This window comes from Clavibacter michiganensis, assembly GCF_016907085.1.
Taxonomy (GTDB): Bacteria; Actinomycetota; Actinomycetes; order Actinomycetales; family Microbacteriaceae; genus Clavibacter; species Clavibacter michiganensis_O.
In genome coordinates this window covers 1,860,449-1,878,917 of record NZ_JAFBBJ010000001.1, presented here as the reverse complement: position 1 = coordinate 1,878,917, position 18,469 = coordinate 1,860,449, and the positions used below count along the sequence as shown (strand labels likewise).

Annotated in this window: 17 protein-coding genes; 5 read left to right on the top strand and 12 right to left on the bottom strand. The window is 74.6% G+C overall.

Features of this window, described 5'->3' with window-relative positions:
• Positions 1 to 23 precede the first annotated feature (23 nt).
• Complete coding sequence (locus JOE38_RS08620) at positions 24 to 1,013, bottom strand: sigma-70 family RNA polymerase sigma factor (RefSeq protein WP_204575739.1); 990 nt, start codon at positions 1,011 to 1,013, stop codon at positions 24 to 26.
• 254 nt (positions 1,014 to 1,267) lie between these two features.
• Between JOE38_RS08620 and JOE38_RS08615 the strand changes: the two genes are divergently transcribed.
• A complete protein-coding gene (locus JOE38_RS08615; RefSeq protein ID WP_204575737.1) occupies positions 1,268 to 2,800 on the top strand; it encodes an amino acid permease in 1,533 nt (510 codons plus the stop codon).
• Positions 2,801 to 2,819: 19 nt separating this feature from the next.
• Here the strand turns inward: JOE38_RS08615 and JOE38_RS08610 are convergent, their stop codons facing one another.
• From JOE38_RS08610 to JOE38_RS08600, 3 genes are all read right to left on the bottom strand, one after another.
• Positions 2,820 to 3,623: an Fpg/Nei family DNA glycosylase gene (locus JOE38_RS08610; RefSeq protein ID WP_204575735.1), complete on the bottom strand. Its 804-nt coding sequence runs from the start codon at positions 3,621 to 3,623 to the stop codon at positions 2,820 to 2,822.
• Between the two features lie 27 nt (positions 3,624 to 3,650).
• Positions 3,651 to 8,465 (bottom strand): DNA glycosylase AlkZ-like family protein, encoded by a 4,815-nt coding sequence (locus JOE38_RS08605; protein WP_204575734.1) that lies wholly within the window; start codon positions 8,463 to 8,465, stop codon positions 3,651 to 3,653.
• Between the two features lie 80 nt (positions 8,466 to 8,545).
• A complete protein-coding gene (locus JOE38_RS08600; RefSeq protein ID WP_204575732.1) occupies positions 8,546 to 9,187 on the bottom strand; it encodes an alpha/beta hydrolase in 642 nt (213 codons plus the stop codon).
• 133 nt (positions 9,188 to 9,320) lie between these two features.
• Here JOE38_RS08600 and JOE38_RS08595 point away from each other — a divergent pair, with 133 nt between their 5' ends.
• Positions 9,321 to 9,875 carry an NUDIX hydrolase family protein gene (locus JOE38_RS08595; RefSeq protein ID WP_043668722.1) on the top strand — a complete coding sequence of 185 codons (555 nt, stop codon included), beginning with the start codon at positions 9,321 to 9,323 and terminating at the stop codon, positions 9,873 to 9,875.
• Between the two features lie 153 nt (positions 9,876 to 10,028).
• Here the strand turns inward: JOE38_RS08595 and JOE38_RS08590 are convergent, their stop codons facing one another.
• From JOE38_RS08590 to JOE38_RS08575, 4 genes are all read right to left on the bottom strand, one after another.
• Entirely contained in the window at positions 10,029 to 10,652 is a 624-nt protein-coding gene (locus JOE38_RS08590) for a TetR/AcrR family transcriptional regulator (protein ID WP_086517224.1), read from the bottom strand.
• A 235-nt stretch (positions 10,653 to 10,887) separates the two neighbouring features.
• The gene (locus JOE38_RS08585; protein ID WP_204575730.1) at positions 10,888 to 12,429 is read right to left on the bottom strand and encodes a DEAD/DEAH box helicase; all 1,542 of its coding nucleotides are present in this window, start codon (positions 12,427 to 12,429) and stop codon (positions 10,888 to 10,890) included.
• A 235-nt stretch (positions 12,430 to 12,664) separates the two neighbouring features.
• Positions 12,665 to 13,312 carry a DUF1684 domain-containing protein gene (locus tag JOE38_RS08580; RefSeq protein ID WP_204575728.1) on the bottom strand — a complete coding sequence of 216 codons (648 nt, stop codon included), beginning with the start codon at positions 13,310 to 13,312 and terminating at the stop codon, positions 12,665 to 12,667.
• 53 nt (positions 13,313 to 13,365) lie between these two features.
• A complete protein-coding gene (locus JOE38_RS08575; RefSeq protein ID WP_204575726.1) occupies positions 13,366 to 13,926 on the bottom strand; it encodes a hypothetical protein in 561 nt (186 codons plus the stop codon).
• A gap of 69 nt (positions 13,927 to 13,995) precedes the next feature.
• Between JOE38_RS08575 and JOE38_RS08570 the strand changes: the two genes are divergently transcribed.
• From JOE38_RS08570 to JOE38_RS08560, 3 genes are all read left to right on the top strand, one after another.
• Complete coding sequence (locus JOE38_RS08570; protein ID WP_239544784.1) at positions 13,996 to 14,484, top strand: EVE domain-containing protein; 489 nt, start codon at positions 13,996 to 13,998, stop codon at positions 14,482 to 14,484.
• Positions 14,481 to 15,071 carry a 2-phosphosulfolactate phosphatase gene (locus tag JOE38_RS08565; protein ID WP_204575724.1) on the top strand — a complete coding sequence of 197 codons (591 nt, stop codon included), beginning with the start codon at positions 14,481 to 14,483 and terminating at the stop codon, positions 15,069 to 15,071. The genes JOE38_RS08570 and JOE38_RS08565 overlap by 4 nt, the downstream gene beginning before the upstream one ends.
• A 113-nt stretch (positions 15,072 to 15,184) precedes the next feature.
• Positions 15,185 to 15,487 carry a DUF427 domain-containing protein gene (locus tag JOE38_RS08560; protein WP_204575722.1) on the top strand — a complete coding sequence of 101 codons (303 nt, stop codon included), beginning with the start codon at positions 15,185 to 15,187 and terminating at the stop codon, positions 15,485 to 15,487.
• Positions 15,488 to 15,500: 13 nt separating this feature from the next.
• Here the strand turns inward: JOE38_RS08560 and JOE38_RS08555 are convergent, their stop codons facing one another.
• Genes JOE38_RS08555 through JOE38_RS08540 form a run of 4 tightly spaced genes read right to left on the bottom strand, consistent with a single transcriptional unit; the run spans position 15,501 to position 18,458 of the window.
• Positions 15,501 to 16,193 carry a CGNR zinc finger domain-containing protein gene (locus tag JOE38_RS08555; protein WP_204575720.1) on the bottom strand — a complete coding sequence of 231 codons (693 nt, stop codon included), beginning with the start codon at positions 16,191 to 16,193 and terminating at the stop codon, positions 15,501 to 15,503.
• Complete coding sequence (locus JOE38_RS08550; RefSeq protein WP_204575719.1) at positions 16,190 to 16,696, bottom strand: SprT-like domain-containing protein; 507 nt, start codon at positions 16,694 to 16,696, stop codon at positions 16,190 to 16,192. Before JOE38_RS08550 ends, JOE38_RS08555 begins: the two co-directional genes overlap by 4 nt.
• Before the next feature lie 36 nt (positions 16,697 to 16,732).
• Positions 16,733 to 17,263, bottom strand: coding sequence for a hypothetical protein (locus JOE38_RS08545; RefSeq protein ID WP_043561078.1), 531 nt, complete (start codon positions 17,261 to 17,263; stop codon positions 16,733 to 16,735).
• 10 nt (positions 17,264 to 17,273) lie between these two features.
• A complete protein-coding gene (locus JOE38_RS08540) occupies positions 17,274 to 18,458 on the bottom strand; it encodes a PQQ-dependent sugar dehydrogenase (RefSeq protein WP_204575718.1) in 1,185 nt (394 codons plus the stop codon).
• Between the last annotated feature and the right edge of the window lie 11 nt (positions 18,459 to 18,469).

Genomic DNA, 18,469 nt, shown 5'->3' with positions numbered 1-18,469 from the left:
GAGCGCCGACGCCGACGCGTGCCTCAGGCCGTGCGGCGGTCGGCCTCGCGCACGCGGATCGGCGACACGGCGGCGAGCGGCGCCACCTCCGGCAGGGCCTCCGCCTCGCCGCGCGTGAGCTCGGCGCGCAACGCCCCGAGGATCCGCGCGAGCAGCCGCGACACCTGCATCTGCGTCACGCCGAGCTCCACCGCGATCTCGCTCTGGCTGCACTCGTCGACGAAGCGCAGGTGCAGGATCCGCCGGTCGCGATCGCTGAGCACCCCGCGCGCCGCGTCCAGCAGCACGGTGCGCTCGGCGCGCGCGTAGCCGGGATCGTCGCTGCCGATGGTGTCGGCGAGGGAGGTGCCCTCGTCCTCGTGCACCGTGAAGTCGAGCGACGCGGGCCGGAGGCTGGAGTGCGCCGCGAGCGCCTCCGCGATCTCCTCCCCGGGGTGCCCGGTGTGCGCGGCGAGCTCCGCGTCGCTGGGCGTGCGGCCGAGGCGCTGCGTGAGCGCGGGCACCACCGCGAGCAGCGCGTGCCGCAGCTCCTGGACCTGCCGCGGCGGGCGGATCACCCAGCCGTTGTCGCGCAGGTGGCGCTTGATCTCGCCGGAGATGGTGGGGATCGCGAACGACACGAAGGGCGCACCGAAGCCCGGGTCGTAGCGGCGCGCGGCCTTCACGAGGCCGAGGTAGCCGACCTGGCGCAGGTCGCTCCAGTCGTGGGCGCGGCCCGAGTGCTGGCGGGCGAGCTGGTCGGCGAGCTCGAGGTGGTCGAGCACGATCTGGTCGTGCAGGCGGCGGCGCTCGGCGTCACCGGCGGCGTCCTCGGCCGCGGCGGCGGCGCGCACGAACCGGTCGTGGGTCAGCCGGCGCTTCTCGTCGCGCGCCGCCGTGAGGTCGGGCGCGAGCGGGGTCGGGCGGGGGAGCGGGGCCGCCAGCGGGAGCGTCGCGGCGGATCCGCGGGAGGCGTATCCGCGCGAGGCGGGCGGGGCGGCGGCGAGGGCGCGCGTGCGCAGCGTTCCGGTCACTCAGGACCTTCCGGACTCGTGTCGGATGCGGCACGCTGCTTGACCGCTCCTCCAGAGAAGCACTGCTCCTCACACCTGCCTAGGTCCTCCGATCACTTCTCCTCGGCGCTTCTCCCGCTTCTCCGCGGGCCGGGCGTGTCGACCGCCCGCGCATCCGCACCAGCACGGAGCAGCGCCCCCGGACGGGGGCGCGCCTCAGCCGCCGGTAGGCTCGATCCCCGTTCCCCGAGCCGCCACCACCGAACGGACGCCCCATGAGCCTGTTCCGCACGAAGAGCATCGAGTCGTCGCTGGCCGACGCCGCGGGAGGCGAACGCAGCCTCACCCGCTCCCTCGGCACCTGGGACCTCATGCTCATGGGCGTCGCCGTCGCGGTCGGCGCCGGCATCTTCTCCGTCGGCGCGAAGGCCGCGGGCAACTACGCGGGCCCGTCGGTGACGCTCGCCTTCGTGCTCGCCGCCGTCACGTGCGGCCTCGCGATCATGTGCTACGCCGAGTTCGCCTCCGCCGTGCCCGTCGCGGGCAGCGCGTACACGTTCACCTACGCGACCATGGGCGAGCTCCTCGCGTGGATCATCGGCTGGGACCTCATCCTCGAGATGCTCACGGCGGCCGCGGTCATCGCGAAGTACTGGGGCATCTACCTGGAGTCGGCGCTCAAGCTCGCCGGGCTCGACATCCCCTCCACCATCACGGTCTTCGGCCTCGGCATCAGCTGGGGCGCCGTGCTCATCACCGCGATCTTCACGGTGCTGCTCGTGCTGGGCACCAAGCTCTCCAGCCGCGTCTCGAGCGTCTTCACCGTGCTCAAGGTCGGGGTCGTCCTGTTCGTGATCGTCGTGGGCGCCTTCTACGTCAGGCCTGAGAACTACTCGCCGTTCATCCCGCCGCAGCGCCCGACCGAGGGCGGATCCGCCGACGTCTGGACCCAGTCCCTCTTCTCCTGGGCGAGCGGCCAGGAGCCCACGCAGTACGGCCTCTACGGCCTGCTCGCCGGCGCCTCGCTCGTGTTCTTCGCGTTCATCGGCTTCGACGTCGTCGCCACGAGCGCCGAGGAGGTCAAGGACCCGCAGCGCACCCTGCCGCGCGGGATCTTCGCGGGCCTCGCCGTCGTCACCGTGCTGTACGTGCTCGTGACCCTCGTGCTCACCGGCATGGTGCCGTACACGGTCCTGGCCGACGCGGAGGAGCCGTCGCTCACGACCGCCTTCACGGCGGTCGGCGCCGGATGGGCGGCGCAGGTCATCTCGATCGGCACGCTGCTCGGCCTCACCACCGTGCTCATGGTGCTGCTGCTCGGGCTCGCGCGCGTCGTGTTCGCGATGAGCCGCGACGGCCTGCTGCCGCGCGGCCTCAGCCGCACGTCGGCGAAGCGCCGCACGCCGGTGCGGGTGCAGATCATCGCGGGCGTGGTCGTCGCGGCCCTCGCCGGTTTCACGGACGTGGGGGTGCTCGAGGAGATGATCAACATCGGCACGCTGTCCGCGTTCGTGCTCGTGAGCATCGGCGTGATTGTGCTCCGCAAGAAGCGCCCGGACATCCGCGCGTCGTTCCGCGTGCCGCTCATGCCGTGGCTGCCGATCCTCTCGGCCGTGCTCTGCGTGTGGCTCATGCTCAACCTCACGACGCTCACCTGGGTGCGCTTCCTCGTCTGGCTCGCGCTCGGCTTCGCGGTCTACTTCCTCTACGGACGCCGCCACTCGCTGGTCGGCAAGGAGGAGGCGCGGATCGCGGCGGGCGGCGCACCCGCCCCCGAGCTGCCGTCGGCGGCGACGCCGCGGGACTGAACCGCCCGGTGCCCGCGCCTCAGGTCTGGCAGCGCGGGCACCAGTAGGTGACCCGGTCCTGCGCGCCCATGCCGGGGCGCACGGGGTCGCCGAGCTGGCCCTGCTGGATCCTGGTGCCGCACCTGAGGCACGGCTTGCCCTTGCGTCCGTAGACCCAGTCGGTGCGGCCGCGGCGCAGGTCGCCCGTGGTCGTGCGCTCGATGCGGTCGCGGTTGGCGCGCATGGTGCGGCGGGCGAGCGCGACCATCGCGGGGAGATCCGGCACCTCGCTCACCGGCCGGGTGGGCAGCACGCCGCGCAGGAAGCAGAGCTCGGCCCGGTAGACGTTGCCGATGCCGGCCGCGTTCCGCTGGTCGAGCAGCGCCAGCCCGATGGCCCGGTCCGGCTGCGCGGAGATGCGGCGCACGATCTCCTCGGCCGCCTCGTCGCCCCAATCCGGCCCGAGGATGTCCGGCCCCAGGTGCCCGACGACCGTGTGCTCCTGGTCGCGCGGGATCACCTCGAGCACCCCCAGCGAGAACCCCACCGTGACGCGCTCCGCCGTCTCGAGCACGACGCGCGCCTCGAACGCCGGCCGCCGCCACGCGGTGCCGTGCTGGTAGATGTGCCAGGAGCCCTCCATCTTGAGGTGGCTGTGGATCGTGACGTCGCCGACGCGGTGCAGGATGTGCTTCCCGACGCTCACCACCTCGTCGACCTCCTCGCCCGCGAGGTCGAGCGTGGCGTACTTCGGCACGCGGAAGTCGCTGCGCGTGAGCACCTGGCCGCCGATGGCCTCGTGCAGGTGCGCGGCGGTGCGGTAGACGGTGTCGCCCTCAGGCACGCGCGGATCCGCTCGTCGGGCTCCCGCTCACGAGCGCATCCGCAGCCCGCGCGGCGTCGCCGAGAAGCCGTGCTCCTGCAGCGCGGTGCCGAGCGGCGTGCCCAGGATGAACGCGCCGTTCACCTTCTCGATCGCGAGCTTCGCGACCCCGCCGCGCCGCACGATCCCGCCGAGCGACTCGGCCGCCGCGCGGATCACGGCCTCGTCGTCGTCGAACAGCAGCACGGTCTTGCCGCCGCGCTCCACGTAGAGCACGAGCTCGCCGTCCACCAGCACCACGAGCGCGCCCGCCTTCCGGCCCGCGCGGTGCCCGGTGGGGCGCTCGCCGCGCGCGTCGACGCTGCCGGACTCGGCGACGGCGGGCGACGCGTCGCCGGCGGGATCCCCGGAGCCGGACTCCGCCCCGTCGCTCCCCTCGGCGCCGGCGTCGGATCCGCCGCCCGACCCGTCCAACCGCGGCCAGGGAAGCGCCGCCCCGTACGCATTGGCCGGATCCGTGGCCGCGAGCGTCAGCGCGACGAGCGGCCGCTCGCCCGCGTCCGGATCCCGCGTGAACCCGCGCAGCCGGTCGACCGTGCCGCCGGTGGAGAACTGCGCCGCTCCGAGCGTCTCGATGAAGTACCCGCGGCGCGCGCGTCCCGTGTCCTCGAAGCCCGCGAGCACCTTGTAGGTGAGCGCGAAGCCGCCGGGCACGCGCTCGGTCATGACGGACCCGCGCGTGACCACCCCGTACCGCTCGAGCAGCAGCTCGGCCGTGCCCGCGGCGCGCACGGTCGCGTCGGTCTCGGCGAGCGGCACGATCGACCACCGCCCGGCCGCCGTCGACGGGCCGGTGCGCGTGGGCATGTCGGGCCGCGGCATCCGCCCGCCCCGGTACATGCGCCCGCGCGGCGCGCGCTGCGGGGTCTTGTGCGCCGTGGATCCGCCCGCGAGCAGCGCCCGCAGCGGCGAGAGCGTGTCGTTCGTGACGAGGCCCGCCCACACGAGATCCCAGAGAGCCGTGACGAGCGCCTTGTCGTCCGTGGACCCGACGGCGTCGCTCAGCTGCCGGAAGAAGTAGCCGCCGCCCGTGCCCAGCGTGGTGAGGATCTCGCGCTGCAGCTCGTCGGTGTCGTGCGCGTCGGGCTCGGGCAGCGTGAGGGCGACCTGGTCGGCGAGGTGCAGGCTGACCCAGCCGTCGGCGCCCGCGAGCGTGCCGGCACCCGACCAGATGACCTCGCCCGTCGACGTGAGCTCGTCGAGGAACGCCGGGCTGTAGTCGCGCACACGGGCCGGCAGCACGAGCGTCTCCCACGCGGACGCGGGCACGGGCGCGCCCGCGAGCTGTTCGATGACCTGCAGCACGCCGTCGACCCCGCGCAGCCCGCGCTCGCGATCCGCGCCCGCCACGTGCTGCCACGCCGGCAGGAAGCGCGCGAACGCGGCCCGCTCGACGGGCTCGACCTCGCTGCGGAGCGCCGCGAGCGAGCGGCTGCGGAGGCGCCGCAGCACCTCGACGTCGCACCACTCGCTGCCGGACGCGCCCGGCCGGAACTCGCCCTCGACGACGCGCCGCTGGGCGCCGAGCCGGGCGAGCGTGTCGGCGATGACGGCGGATCCGAGGCCGATGCCGGTGGCCGCGTCCGCGATGGTGAAGGGCCCGTGGGTGCGCGCGTACCGGCCGACGAGGTCGCCCAGCGGATCCTCCACCGGCTCGACGAACGCGAGCGGCGTGCCGATGGGCAGCGGCACCCCGAGGGCGTCGCGGAGGCGGCTGGCGTCCTCGATGGCGGCCACGCGCGGCTGCCCGCCGAACGAGACGCGGAGCGCGCGCTTGCCGGCGACGAGCGCGTCGAGGTGCTCGGCGGCGGATCCGGCCTCCTCTGGCTCGAGGCGCGCGGCGACCTCCTCGGCGTCGAGCGGGCCGAGGATCCGGAGCAGGTCCGCCACGCCCTCCAGCCCCTTCGCGCGCCGGTCGGGGGCGAGCCGCTGCAGCTCGAGCTCGGTGCGCGCGATGACCGCCGGATCCAGCAGCTCGCGCAGCTCCGCCCGCCCCAGCAGCTCGGACAGCAGGCCCGCGTCGAGCGAGAGCGCGGCGGCCCGGCGCTCGGCGAGCGGGCTGTCGCCCTCGTACATGAAGGCGCCGACGTAGCTGAAGAGGAGGCTGCGCGCGAACGGCGACGCGTCCTCCGTGGTGGTCTCGACGATCTTGATGCGCCGGGCCTCGATGTCCTTCGCGAGCGACGTGAGCGCGGGCAGGTCGTAGACGTCCTGCAGGACCTCGCGCACCGTCTCGAGCACGATCGGGAACGCGGGGAACTTCCGCGCCACGTCGAGCAGCTGCGACGCGCGCTGGCGCTGCTGCCAGAGCGGCGAGCGGCGGCCCGGGTTGTAGCGCGGCAGCAGGAGCGCGCGGGCGGCGCACTCGCGGAAGCGCGACGCGAAGAGAGCGGATCCGCCCACCTCGCGCGTGACGATGGCGTCGAGCTCGTCGGGCTCGAACACGAAGAGGTCGGCCCCCGGCGGCTCGCCGTCGGTCTCGGGGATGCGGACGACGATGCCGTCGTCGTTGGCCATGGTGGCGCCGTCGATGCCGTACAGCTCGGTGACGCGGGCGCCCACCGCGAGCGCCCACGGCGCGTGCACCTGCATCCCGTAGGGGGAGTGCAGCACCACGCGCCAGTCGCCCAGCTCGTCGCGGAAGCGCTCGACCACGAGCGTGCGGTCGTTGGGCACGTGGCCGGTGGCCTTCTTCTGGTCGTCGAGGAACGCGAGCAGGTTGTTGACGGCGCGGTCGTCGAGGCCCACGCGGCCGGCGCGCGCACGAGCGTCGTCCGCCGCGGATCCGGACAGCTCCCGCACGAACGCCCCGATGGCGCGTCCCAGCTCGAGCGGTCGTCCGAGCCCGTCGCCCTTCCAGAACGGCAGCTTCCCCGGCTCGCCGAACGCCGGCGTCACGAGCACGCGGTCGTGCGTGATCTCCTGGATCCGCCAGCTCGTGGCCCCCAGCGCGAACACGTCGCCCACGCGCGACTCGTAGACCATCTCCTCGTCGAGCTCGCCCACGCGCGACGCCTTCTCGCCGACCATGAACACGCCGAAGAGGCCGCGGTCCGGGATGGTGCCGCCCGAGGTGACCGCGAGCCGCTGCGCGCCCGGCCGACCCTCGATGGTGCCCTCGTCGCGGTCCCACACGATGCGGGGCCGCAGCTCCGCGAACTCGTCGGACGGGTAGCGGCCGCTCAAGAGGTCGAGCGTGGCCTCGTACGCGGAGCGGGGCAGGGTCGCGAACGGCGCGCTGCGGCGCACGATGTCGAACCACTCCTCGACGCCGAGCGGCTCGAGCGCGACGGCCGCGACGGTCTGCTGCGCGAGCACGTCGAGCGGGTTCGCGGGCACGCGCAGCGACTCGATCTGCCCGCTCGCCATGCGCTCGGCGGCGACGGCCGAGTGGATGAGGTCGGCCCGGTGCTTCGGGAAGATGACGCCGCGCGAGACCTCGCCCACCTGGTGCCCGGCGCGGCCGACGCGCTGCAGGCCGCTCGCGACCGACGGCGGCGCCTCGACCTGCACCACCAGATCCACGTCGCCCATGTCGATGCCGAGCTCGAGGCTCGAGGTGGCGACCACGCAGCGCAGGCGGCCCGACTTCAGGTCGTCCTCGATGAGGGCGCGCTGCTCCTTCGAGACGGATCCGTGGTGCGCCTTGGCGAGCACGGGATCCGCGCCCTCGGTGCTCCCGGCCTGCGCCATGACCTCGGCGGGCGGGCGCGCGGCGGCGCGGCGCGTGGCGGAGAAGGCCGTGGCGTCGACGGGCCGCGACGACCCGGGCCCGGCCGCGGCGCCCGTGAGCACGGGCACGGCATCGGCGTCGGCGGTCGCCGACCCGCCCGCGATCGCCCGCCCCTCGGCGTCGATCCGCCCCTCCTCGATGCGCCCCGTGTAGATCTCGTTGAGCCGGGCCGTGAGCCGCTCCGCCAGCCGCCTGCTGTTCGTGAAGACGATGGACGACGTGTGCTGGAGCACGAGGTCGACGATGCCCTCCTCCACGTGCGGCCAGATGGATCCCTGCTGCGGCGCGTCCCCCTGCGCCGCCGACCCCTCGAGCGGCGCCGTGGTGCCGAGCTCGGTCATGTCGTCCACCGGCACGATGACCCGGAGGTCGAACTCCTTGGTGTTCTTCGGCGACACGATCGACACGGGCGAGCGCCCGCCGAGGAACCGCGCCACTTCCTCGGGCGGCCGCACGGTGGCCGACAGGCCGATGCGCTGCGCCGGCTTCTCCAGCAGCGCGTCGAGCCGCTCGAGCGAGAGCGCGAGGTGGCTGCCGCGCTTGGTGGCCGCGACCGCGTGCACCTCGTCGACGATGACCGTCTCGACGCCCGCGAGCGTCTCCCGCGCGGCCGAGGTGAGCATGAGGAACAGCGACTCGGGCGTGGTGATGAGGATGTCGGGCGGCGTCTTCGCGAGCGCGCGCCGGTCGGCCGCCGGGGTGTCGCCGGAGCGCACGCCCACCGTCACCTCGGGCGGCTCGGCCCCCAGCCGCTTCGCCGTCTGCACGATGCCCACGAGCGGCGAGCGCAGGTTGCGCTCCACGTCGACCGCGAGCGCCTTCAGCGGCGAGATGTAGAGGACGCGCGTGCGCCGCATCGGGTCCTCGGGCGCGGGCCGCGAGGCCAGCCGGTCGATGGACCAGAGGAACGCCGCGAGCGTCTTGCCGGATCCGGTCGGCGCCACGACGAGCGCGTGCGACCCCTTCTGCACGGCCTCCCACGCGCCGGTCTGCGCGGCGGTGGGGCCGGGGAATGCGCCCTGGAACCACTCCCGGGTGGCCGGGGAGAAGCGCGCGAGGACGGGATCCATCTGCTCATCCTCCTCCGGACCCCCGACAACCGGCCGGGCCCGGCGCTCGCCGGACGATCCACGCGCCGGCGGGTGCCGTCTCAGCCCGCGTGCTCCTGGATGAACGCCGACACGTCGCGCAGCTCGGGCGCGGAGACCGAGTGCGGCAGGTCCTCGTAGATGCGCTCGGTGAGGGCGGTGTGCTCCCCGATCCACGCGGCCGTGCGCGCGACCGCCTCGTCCGGGATCACCTGGTCGGCCGTGCCGCGGCCCCAGAACACCGGCGTCCGGTCGGCGGCGAGCGCTTCGTCGCCCACGTGCTCGCCGCGCACCGAGAACCCGCTGAGCTGCACCGCGTACGAGAACCGGCCGGGAGCGAGCCGCAGCAGCTGGAGCGCGGTCGCGCCGCCCTGGCTGAACCCGAGGAGCCCCACCGAGCGCGGCCGCACGGGCAGCGCGTCGAGCCAGTCGAGCACGCCCTGCGCGGCGGCGTCGGCGGCGTCCGGATCCGGGTCGCCCCGGGACCCCTCCACGATCGGGAACCACGCGTTCCCGCCCTGCAGCGCGATCGGCGCCCGCAGCGATGCGACCACCGGCCCGAGCGGCAGGTACGGCGACAGCCCGAAGAGGTCGCCCTCGTGGGATCCGTAGCCGTGCAGCAGCACGAGCAGCGGCCGGTCGGCGAGCTCGGCGGACGAGGCCGACCAGAGGACGGCGTCGGGATCCAGCGGGAGAGCGGTCACGGGTGTCCTCGTCGGCAGCGGGCGGATGCGCGGACGCGGGGATCGGCCGGCCCGCCCATCCTCGCATCCGCCCCCGGCAGCCGGTCCGCGCGCCGGGTGGTCGCCGCGCTCCGGCGGTGGGTCACAATGGACCATGACCGTTCGCACCCCGGACCCGAACATCCCCGACCCGAACTCCGGCTGGCTGTCGGACGTGGAGCTCGCGCAGATCCGGCAGCGGCTGCCCCTCCTCTACGTGGAGGCCGTGCCCGTGCGGGTGGACGGCATGGGCCGGGTGAAGGACATCGGCGTGCTGCTGCGCGCGACGGTCACCGGCCAGATGACCCGGATGCTCGTCTCCGGCCGCGTGATGTACGGCGAGACCCTGCGCGACGCGCTCTTCCGCCACCTCGAGAAGGACCTCGGGCCGATGGCGTTCCCGCAGCTCCCCGCGAACCCGACGCCGTTCTCGGTCGCCGAGTACTTCCCCTTCCCCGGAGCGAGCCCCTACACGGACGACCGGCAGCACGCCGTGTCGCTCGCGTACGTGGTGCCCGTGACCGGCACGTGCGATCCGCGCCAGGACGCCCTCGAGATCACGTGGATGACGCCCGAGGAGGCGGCGTCCGATGCGGTCTCCGCCGACATGGAGGGCGGCCGCGGCGCGCTGCTCCGCGCGGCGCTGGCCTCCGTCGGCGTGCTGCCCTAGCGGCTCGGCTGCCCGACCGGGATCGCCGTCGGGTCGTAGGCGGTGCTCGCACGGGCGCGTCATGTGATCGCGCGAGCCGATGCCGACGCGACGCCCGGACGACGATCGGCCCGCGCCGAGGGCGCGGGCCGATCGTGACGGCGAGGGTCGGGCTCAGACCGCGGCCGCGCGCTCCGCGAAGGCCGGCGGCTCCAGGTAGTGGCGGCGCAGGTCCTCGAAGGCCTCGCTCGCGCCCGCGCCGACGCCGTAGCAGCGCTGCACGTGCAGCCCGTCCATGGCGGAGAGCACGACGGCGGCCGCGGCCTCCGGGTCGAGCCCGGGGTCGATGAGGCCGCGCGCCTGGTCGACGACGACGCCGGCCGTGATGCGCTCGAGCTCGCGGGCGCGGCGCTCGCGGAAGAGCAGGTGCAGCGGGTGGCCGGCGGCGGACGCCTCCGACGACACGACGGCGATGACGCGCGTGAGGCACGCGCTCTGCTCGCCGTCGGCGATGACGACGGCCGCGTGCTCTGCGACGCTGCGCGGGCGGTGCAGCTCGATGGCCGCGGCGAGGCGCTCCTCGCGGCGCTCCAGCACGGCGAGCAGCAGCTCCTCCTTGCCGGTGAAGTGGTGCAGCAGGCCCGCGGGCGTGATCTCGGCGCGGGACGCGATCTCGCGCAGCGAGCTGCCGCGGTACCCCTGCTCGGCGAAGACCTCGATGGCCGTGCGGATGAGGAGCTCCCTGCGCTCCAGGCCCTTGCGATACGGGCCACGGGTGGCGAGGGCGGCGCGAGTCATTGGCACAACGTAGCCGGATGCGCCTGGGATCCCGCGCGACCGTCCCCAGGTCGTGCCTCGGCTGTGGAGGATCGGGGCACGGACGCGTCGTCGACGCGCGACGCGGGCGCCCGCGCGGGCCCGTCGGCGCGCTCCCGGGACGGCTTGGGATCGCCGCGCGCGGGGACGACGGAGGGCCCCCGTCGTCGACGGGGGCCCTCGATGTCATGCCGACGCGCGGTGCGCGCCGCGCGGTCTAGCGTCCGCTGGAGACGCGGCGGTGGGTGCGCTCGCGGCCGCCGGCCGAGGCGCCGCCGGACGCGGCGGGGCGCTCCTGGCGGGGACGCGCGGTGCCGACGGACGAGCCGCCGCCGAAGCCCTCGGACGAGGTGCTGAAGTTGCGGGGCGCGCCACCGCGCTGTCCGCCCGAGGCGCCGTCGCGGCGACCGGACGAGGCGCCGTCACGACGACCGCCGCCGACGGGCGCGCCGTCGCGGGCCGCGCGCTTGCGCTGCGCGTTGGCGCCCTGCGAGCGTCCGCCGCCGTTCGCGCGGCCGCCCTGCGACTGGCGCTGGGTGGACTCGCGGACCGACTTCGTCTCGCGCGGCGCGGGCTTGACGTACGCCGCGACGGCGCCCGTCAGCTCGGCGACGGCGGGGGAGGACTCGGTGACCTGCTGCGGCGTGACGTGGATGTCGGCCTTGCGCATCAGGAGCTGCACGTCCTTGCGCTGCGCCGGCAGCATGATCGTGACGACGTCGCCCGCGGAGCCCGCGCGCGCCGTGCGGCCCGAGCGGTGCAGGTACGCCTTGTGCTCGGCCGGCGGGTCGACGTGGATCACGAGCTCGATGTCGTCGACGTGCACGCCGCGCGCCGCGACGTCGGTGGCCACGAGGACCTTCACGTCGCCGGCCGCGAAGGCCGCCAGGTTGCGGTCGCGGGCGACCTGCGAGAGGTTGCCGTGCAGGTCCACCGACGGGATGCCCGCGTCGGTGAGCTGCTTCGCGAGCTTCTTCGCGTGGTGCTTGGTGCGCATGAAGAGGATGCGGCGGCCGGTGCCGCCCGCGAGCTTCTGGACGAGGAGGCGCTTGGCCTCGACGTCGGTCGCCTCGAAGACGTGGTGCGTCATGGCGGCGACGGGCGAGTTCGCCTCGTCGACGGAGTGCAGCACCTGGTCGTGCAGGTAGCGGCGCACGAGCTTGTCCACGCCGTTGTCGAGCGTGGCGGAGAACAGCATGCGCTGGCCGGTGTTCGGGGTCTTGTCGAGGATCCGCGTGACGACGGGCAGGAAGCCCAGGTCGGCCATGTGGTCGGCCTCGTCGAGGACGGTGATTTCCACGGCGTCGAGGTTCACGAAGCCCTGCTTCATGAGGTCCTCGAGGCGGCCGGGGCAGGCCACGACCACGTCGACGCCGGCCTTGAGGGCCGCGACCTGGCGCTGCTGCGAGACGCCGCCGAAGATCGTCGTGGTGGTCAGGTTGTAGGCCTCGGCCAGCGGCGCCATGGCGGCGGTGATCTGCGTGGCGAGCTCGCGGGTCGGCGCGAGGATGAGGCCGAGCGGGCGGCCCGGACGGCGACGGCCGCCGGCGAGACCGCCGCCGAGGCGCGCGATCATCGGGATGGCGAAGGCCAGCGTCTTGCCGGAGCCGGTCTTGCCGCGGCCGAGCACGTCGCGGCCGTTCAGGGTGTCGGGGAGCGTGTCCACCTGGATGGGGAACGGCGTCGTGATGCCGTTCGCCGTGAGGGCGGAGACGAGGGGAGCGGGCACGCCGAGCGCGCCGAAGGTGTCAGTGGTCATGCGGGGGAGTTGCCTTCCAGGCAGGGGTCCGCCCCGGTGTGCGTTCTCGGGATGTGCGACGACGCACGGAAGCGGAGGATGGCGAAGGCGCCGATGGGCGCATCCGTTCGCCAAAAGAAAGATGTCACTCGACCCCGTCGGCCTGTGCGGCGATCTGATCGGGGCGAGGAGGGAACGCGTTCTCTCGACGCAGGGAGCACGGTGATGTGCTCGCAAGTGATGCCACCGTAGCAGGTCAGGCCGGGGAGAAGCCCATCTCGCCCACGGGCACCTCGAATCCGAGCACGTTCCCGGCCGGCGCGAGGGGGCAGGCCCACTCCGGGTCGTAGGCGCACGACGGGTTGTAGGCGAAGTTGAGGTCGACCACGATCGAGCCCGGGGCGCCCTGGCCGAGGTCGGATCCCTTCACCGTGTCGAGCAGGTAGCGGCCGCCCCCGTAGGTGCCGCCCTCGCGCCGGTGCGACGCGTCCTTCACAGGCAGGTGCAGGCCGCCGCCGTAGCTCGCGAGGCGCCAGACGTCGAGGCTGCCGGCCTCGCGGCCGTCGGCGGAGGGCAGGTGCACGGATCCGAGCAGCTCGAACGGCACGACGCCGTCGGTGCCGGTCTCGACCTCGTGGCGCTCCTCGCCGCGGTCGTCCTGGATCTCCAGCTCGAACCGCCACGCCGGGTCGTAGTCCGCCACGTCGAGCCGGTCGAAGTCCGCGCGATGCTCGGGGAGGAGCGGCGTCGCGGGGTGGCTGCGGAACATGTCGTCGCGCGTGCGGCGCCAGAGCGCATGGGCGGCGGCGGGATCCGTCTGCGCGACCCAGCGCACCTCCGCGTACATCTCGAAGGTGCGGCGGCGCCAGTCGGCGACGTGGAGGGCGGTGACGGCGGAGGGCATGCGCCCACCGTACGCGTCGGGTCGCGCGGGGCGCCGGGACGCGGAGCGCGGCGTCAGCGGGCGGACAGGCCCGCGTCGTCGGCCGGGGCGGCGTCCGCGTCGGGCTCGGCTGCGGGCTGCCGGTCGTACGCCCACGTCGGCGCGAGCTGGCGCAGGCGGAACGCGCGCCACTGCCAGAAGGCCCAGAAGGTCGGCCACATCGCGGGGCCGAGGAGCCCGGCCTCGAACTCGAGCTGGTCGCGGAAGAGCGTCTTGACGCGGCCGTCCGCGTCGGGGCCGGCGGGATCCGCCGAGACGGCCATGCTGTGCCGCATGCTCGTGGGGATCGACATGAGCCCGGAGAGCCCGTGGCCGTCGTCGCGCACGATGCGCACCCCGTCGACGCGGGGCTTCATGTCGCGGAGGCGGATGCTCTGGCGTCCCGCGGTGAACGGCCCGGTCTGCATCGCGGCGACGTGCTCGCGGCCGTCCCAGCTCGTCGGGAAGCCTCCGTCCTCCAGCGGCACGAAGTCGACGAGCGGGCCCGCGACCTCGCGCATCACGGTGGGCGAGTGGAGCGCGCGCCAGGCGGCGTCCGGATCGCAGTCGAGGATGGTCTTCAGCAGCACGCGCATGACCCCAGTGTGCTCCGCGCGGCTGGGCGCGCCCGGCGTCCGGTCGCCGTGGGACAGGATGGGACGGACATGATCAGGTACTGGGTGGGCGTCGTCTCGCGCGACCGCGTGCTCGACGGCCTGGACCTCGGCATCGCGCAGATCAACCGCGGCGCGCGCGAGCCCGTCGAACGGCTCGGCGAGGCCGACGGCTTCGTCTACTACTCGCCGCGCGAGTCCTACCCCGACGGGCAGCTGCTCCGCGCGTTCACCGCCATTGGCCGGGTCGCCGACGCCGCGCCGTACCAGGGCCGCGTGGGCGAGTGGCGGCCGTGGCGCCGGCGGATGGACTGGGACCTCGGCGCGGTCGACGCGCCCATCCGCCCGCTCGTCCCCGTGCTCGACTTCACGCGCGACTCCCTCGAGTGGGGCCGGAAGCTCGCGCCCGGGCTCCTCGAGATCACGCGCGACGACTTCGAGGTGATCCGCCAGGCCATGCGCCGCGGGGCGCCCGAGCCGTCGCGGCGCGTCATCCGCGGAGGATCCGGCCCGTGGACGCCCGTAGCATCTTCACCGTGACCTCCTCCGCTGACGCCGCGCATCCCGACCCGTCGACGCAGGCCCGCTACCAGGTCCGGCTCGACGGCGGCGTGGCCGGCGCCCGCCGCATCGTGACCGGTGCCGACGTCATCGTCTGGGTCGACGCCCTGCCCTCCGTCCCGCCGCCCACGGCCGCCCGCCGCGACGAGGTCCTCGCGACCATGCCGGCCCGGCCCGCCGTGGTGAGCGCCGGCCTCGCGGATGCCGCCGCCGTCGCCGACTGGATCCTCGCCCTCCAGACCGCGCTCGGCCGCCGCGCGTACGTGGCCGTCGTCGCGGCGGGCACAGTGGAGGCCGACGGATCCTGGCGCGCCTGCGCCGAGGACCAGCTCGCCGCGGGCGCCGTGGTCGACGCGCTCGCCGCCCTCGGGATCGACGCGACATCGCCCGAGGCCGCCGTCGCGTGCGCCGCGTACCAGCAGCTCCGACCGGCCGTCGGGCACCTCGTGACCGCGAGCGTCTCCGCGCGACGGCTCGACGCCGCGGGCCACGACGCGCTCGTCGCCGAGGCGCTCGCCGCGGGCCCCGTCGACGTGGTCGTGCACCGCCTCCACCGCGACGCCTGAGTCCGCGCGGGATCCGCTCGCCGTACGGGCGGAATGGGCGCCCAGGAGCGCGTGTTCCCCTGTCCATCAGGCGCCGCACCCGGGACGACGCCACGCAACCGGAAGGTCATCACATGAAGGCAGTCATCAACGGCGTCACCGTCGCCGAGGCCCCGAAGGACGAGCTCATCGAGATCGAGGGCAACTGGTACTTCCCGCCCGCGAGCGTCGACATGTCGCTCCTCGCCGAGACCGCCACGCCGTACCACTGCCCGTGGAAGGGCGACACGCAGTACTACTCCGTGAAGGACGGCGACACCGTGCTGCAGGACCGCGCCTGGTCGTACCCGACGCCCATCCCGTCGTCGTTCGACCGCGTCGGCAAGGACTACAGCGGCTACGTCGCGTTCTGGAAGGAGGTCCGCGTCGGCGAGTGACGCGGATCGCCGATCACGGCCCGGGGGCTCCGGCTCCCGGGCCGTCGTCGTACCCGGAAGCGGGGGCGGGACGCACGGGCGCCACGCGCGCCGGGATCCCCGTCCGCCGCTCCCGCAGCTGCCGGGCGCGGTGGGCGCGCACCTTGGCGCGGTTGCCGCAGCGCCGCATCGAGCACCAGCGCCGCGTGCCCGAGCGCGTCGTGTCGAGGTAGAGCACGGTGCAGTCATCGGCAGAGCAGCGGTGGATCCGCTCGGACCCCGCCCCGAACACCGCCACCGCGTCGCGCGCCGCCGACGCGAGCGCCTGCGCGGGCCGGGCGAGCGCGCGGCCGGCCTGGCGGGATCCGCCGCCGAGCGCGGGCGGGAGGTCGGGCGTGGCCGCGTAGAGGTTGAGCACGTCGACGTCCCGGGGCGCGGGCTCGGCGCCGTCCGCGATGGCCGCCGCGATGTCGCCGATCGCCTGCCGCAGCGTGCGGGCGTCCGCGAGGTCGCGCTCGGTCGGCTCCGAGACGGGCGCGAGGTGCTCGCTCAGCCACGCGCCGAGGGCCGCCGCGTCGGGCAGCGTCTCGTGCGGCTCCGGATCCCCGAGCGCGCCCGTGTAGGCGAGGTCGAGGCTCACGGCGCCCGTGTCGAGGAACCAGCGCAGCCCGTCGGGGTCGTCGATCCACTGGCCGGTCGGCCGCTCGGATCCCGGCGCCCGGCTCACGCGGCGCCCTCGCGACGGCCGGGCACCCGGCCGGACGCGGCGGCGCCCGACGGCACCTCGCGCTTCGTCCACGCGATGAGGTGCGCCTTGTCGAACCGCTTCGAGCACAGCCCGCAGGCGAGCGGCCGCGTCGGCTTCCGGTAGCGGAAGTGCGCGTGGCCGGCCGGGCACGCGCCCGCCCAGGGCGCGAGCTCCTCGGCGACGGCGCCCGAGTGCAGCCGCGAGCCCTCGTAGCCGAGCTCGGCGGCCGTCGCCTTCCACTTCGGCCCGTGCCCCGCGCGGGATCCGGCGAGCGCGTGCGCGACCTCGTGCAGCAGCACCTGGTGGATCTCGTCGTCCTCGAACCGCCCCGCCAGGTGCCGCGAGACGGTGATGCGCTTGTCGCCGTAGTGGCAGGCGCCGGCGCGCGTGCGGGCGTGGTCGAACGCGAAGGTCCACGAGGGGTCGAGGTGCAGGGAGATGAGGGCCTCGGCCCAGATCCGCACCCGGGCGAGGTCAGCCACGGCCGGCCGCCGTCGGCCGGGGAGGGAGCCAGCCCATCACGCGGGCTGGGCGGCGATGCGCTCCTTGGCGACGTCGATCGCGAGCGCCGAGCTCTCCAGCTGGTCGCTCGGCAGGCCCTCGCGCGTGCGCAGCGTGTACGCGTCCTCGAAGTCGGAGAGGGCGAGGCGGTAGTCGCCCCGGTCGAAGTGCACCTTGCCGCGGTGCTGCAGCGCGAACGCCTCCAGCGCGTACCACTCGTGCGCGCGGGCCTCGTCGACGCAGCCGCCGAGGTCCTGCAGCGCGATGTCGAGCTTGCCCTGGTACTGCTGCACCTGCGCGCGGCGGATGCGGCACGCGAGCAGCGTCTCCCGGTCGCCCGTGAAGCGCGCCTGGCGCACGGCCGCGTTCGCCATGTCCCACGCCTCGTCGAGCCGGCCGAGCATGCGCAGCAGCGCGACCTTCTCGGTGATGGCGGAGAGGCTCCGGAGGGCCTCCAGCTCGTCCAGGCGCTCGCCGGCCGCCCGCAGGTCCACCTTCTCCCGGAGGGTGTCCCTGTCGTAGCCGATGATGATCGCGGTGCCTGTCACGAGGTAGAGATTATCCCGCCTGGATCGGCATGAGCTCGACCCGGAGCAGCTTGTCGTCGCCCGCGCGCGGGGTCCCCCGGCCGTCGGTGTTGCCGGTGAGCATGCGCAGCGAGCCGTCGGGCGCGGCCTGCACGTCGCGGATCCGCCCGAACTCGCGCGTGTAGAACTCGGTCACGCGGTCGTCCGGGATGGGGTCGGTGACCACGGCGCCCGGCCGGATCACCCAGAGGCGCTGGCCGCCGAGGCCCGCCATGAAGATGGTGTCGCCGGAGATGGCGATGCCGCTCGGGCTCGCGTCGTCGGTGGCCCACTGGCGGACGGGGTCGATGTACGCGTCGTCCGCGGCGTCGTCCGTCGCGCCCTCGACCACCGGCCAGCCGTAGTTCCCGCCGGGTTCGATGAGGTTCAGCTCGTCCCAGGTGTCCTGCCCGAACTCCGACGCCCAGAGGTTCCCCTCGGCGTCCCACGCGATCCCCTGCGGGTTGCGGTGGCCCATGGAGTAGACGGGCGACCCCGGCGTCGGGTTGTCCGTCGGCCCCTGCCCGTCGGGCGTGAGGCGGAGGATCTTGCCCGCGAGCGAGATCGGGTCCTGCGCGGCGTCGCGGAGGTTCGCGTCGCCCGTGGTGGCGTAGAGCATGCCGTCGGGGCCGAACGCGATGCGGCCGCCGTTGTGGGTCGTGTCGCGGGGGATCCCCGTGACGATGTCCTCGGCCGTGCCGAGCCCGAGCGATCCCGGATCGCCCGTCACGTCCATGCGCACGATGCGGTTGTCGGTGGCGCTGGTGAAGTAGACGTAGAGCTGGGTGCCGCCCTCGGCCTCGCGCACCGCGATCCCCAGCAGCCCGCCCTCGCCCTGCGGCCCCACGCCCGCGATCGTGCCCGCGACCCGCGTGGTGCCGTCGCCGAGCACCTCGACGATGCGCGACGTGTCGCGCTCGCTGACGAGGAGGGATCCCGACGGCAGCTCCGCGACGGACCACGGCGAGACGAGGTCGGAGGCGAGCGCGGTCGGCGTGCCCGACGGCGCGACACCGGCAGGTGCCGCGTCCGTGCTGGTGGGGGAGGGGGCGGGCGGCTCGGTGGCGCGCACGTCCACGGGCGAGCCGTCGTCGTTCGTGCAGCCCGTCAGCGCGACGAGGGCGGCGAACCCGAGCGCGGCGACGCGCGCCGAGCGGGTGCGGTAGCGGCGGTTCATGATGACTCCGG

Bases quoted from the DNA above. Each gene is read 5' to 3' on its own strand.
- JOE38_RS08615 (WP_204575737.1), top strand. From the start codon at position 1,268: ATGAGCCTGTTCCGCACGAAGAGCATCGAGTCGTCGCTGGCCGACGCC.
- JOE38_RS08605 (WP_204575734.1), bottom strand. From the start codon at position 8,465: ATGGATCCCGTCCTCGCGCGCTTCTCCCCGGCCACCCGGGAGTGGTTC.
- JOE38_RS08595 (WP_043668722.1), top strand. From the start codon at position 9,321: ATGACCGTTCGCACCCCGGACCCGAACATCCCCGACCCGAACTCCGGC.
- JOE38_RS08590 (WP_086517224.1), bottom strand. From the start codon at position 10,652: ATGACTCGCGCCGCCCTCGCCACCCGTGGCCCGTATCGCAAGGGCCTG.
- JOE38_RS08585 (WP_204575730.1), bottom strand. From the start codon at position 12,429: ATGACCACTGACACCTTCGGCGCGCTCGGCGTGCCCGCTCCCCTCGTC.
- JOE38_RS08580 (WP_204575728.1), bottom strand. From the start codon at position 13,312: ATGCCCTCCGCCGTCACCGCCCTCCACGTCGCCGACTGGCGCCGCCGC.
- JOE38_RS08575 (WP_204575726.1), bottom strand. From the start codon at position 13,926: ATGCGCGTGCTGCTGAAGACCATCCTCGACTGCGATCCGGACGCCGCC.
- JOE38_RS08570 (WP_239544784.1), top strand. From the start codon at position 13,996: ATGATCAGGTACTGGGTGGGCGTCGTCTCGCGCGACCGCGTGCTCGAC.
- JOE38_RS08560 (WP_204575722.1), top strand. From the start codon at position 15,185: ATGAAGGCAGTCATCAACGGCGTCACCGTCGCCGAGGCCCCGAAGGAC.
- JOE38_RS08540 (WP_204575718.1), bottom strand. From the start codon at position 18,458: ATGAACCGCCGCTACCGCACCCGCTCGGCGCGCGTCGCCGCGCTCGGG.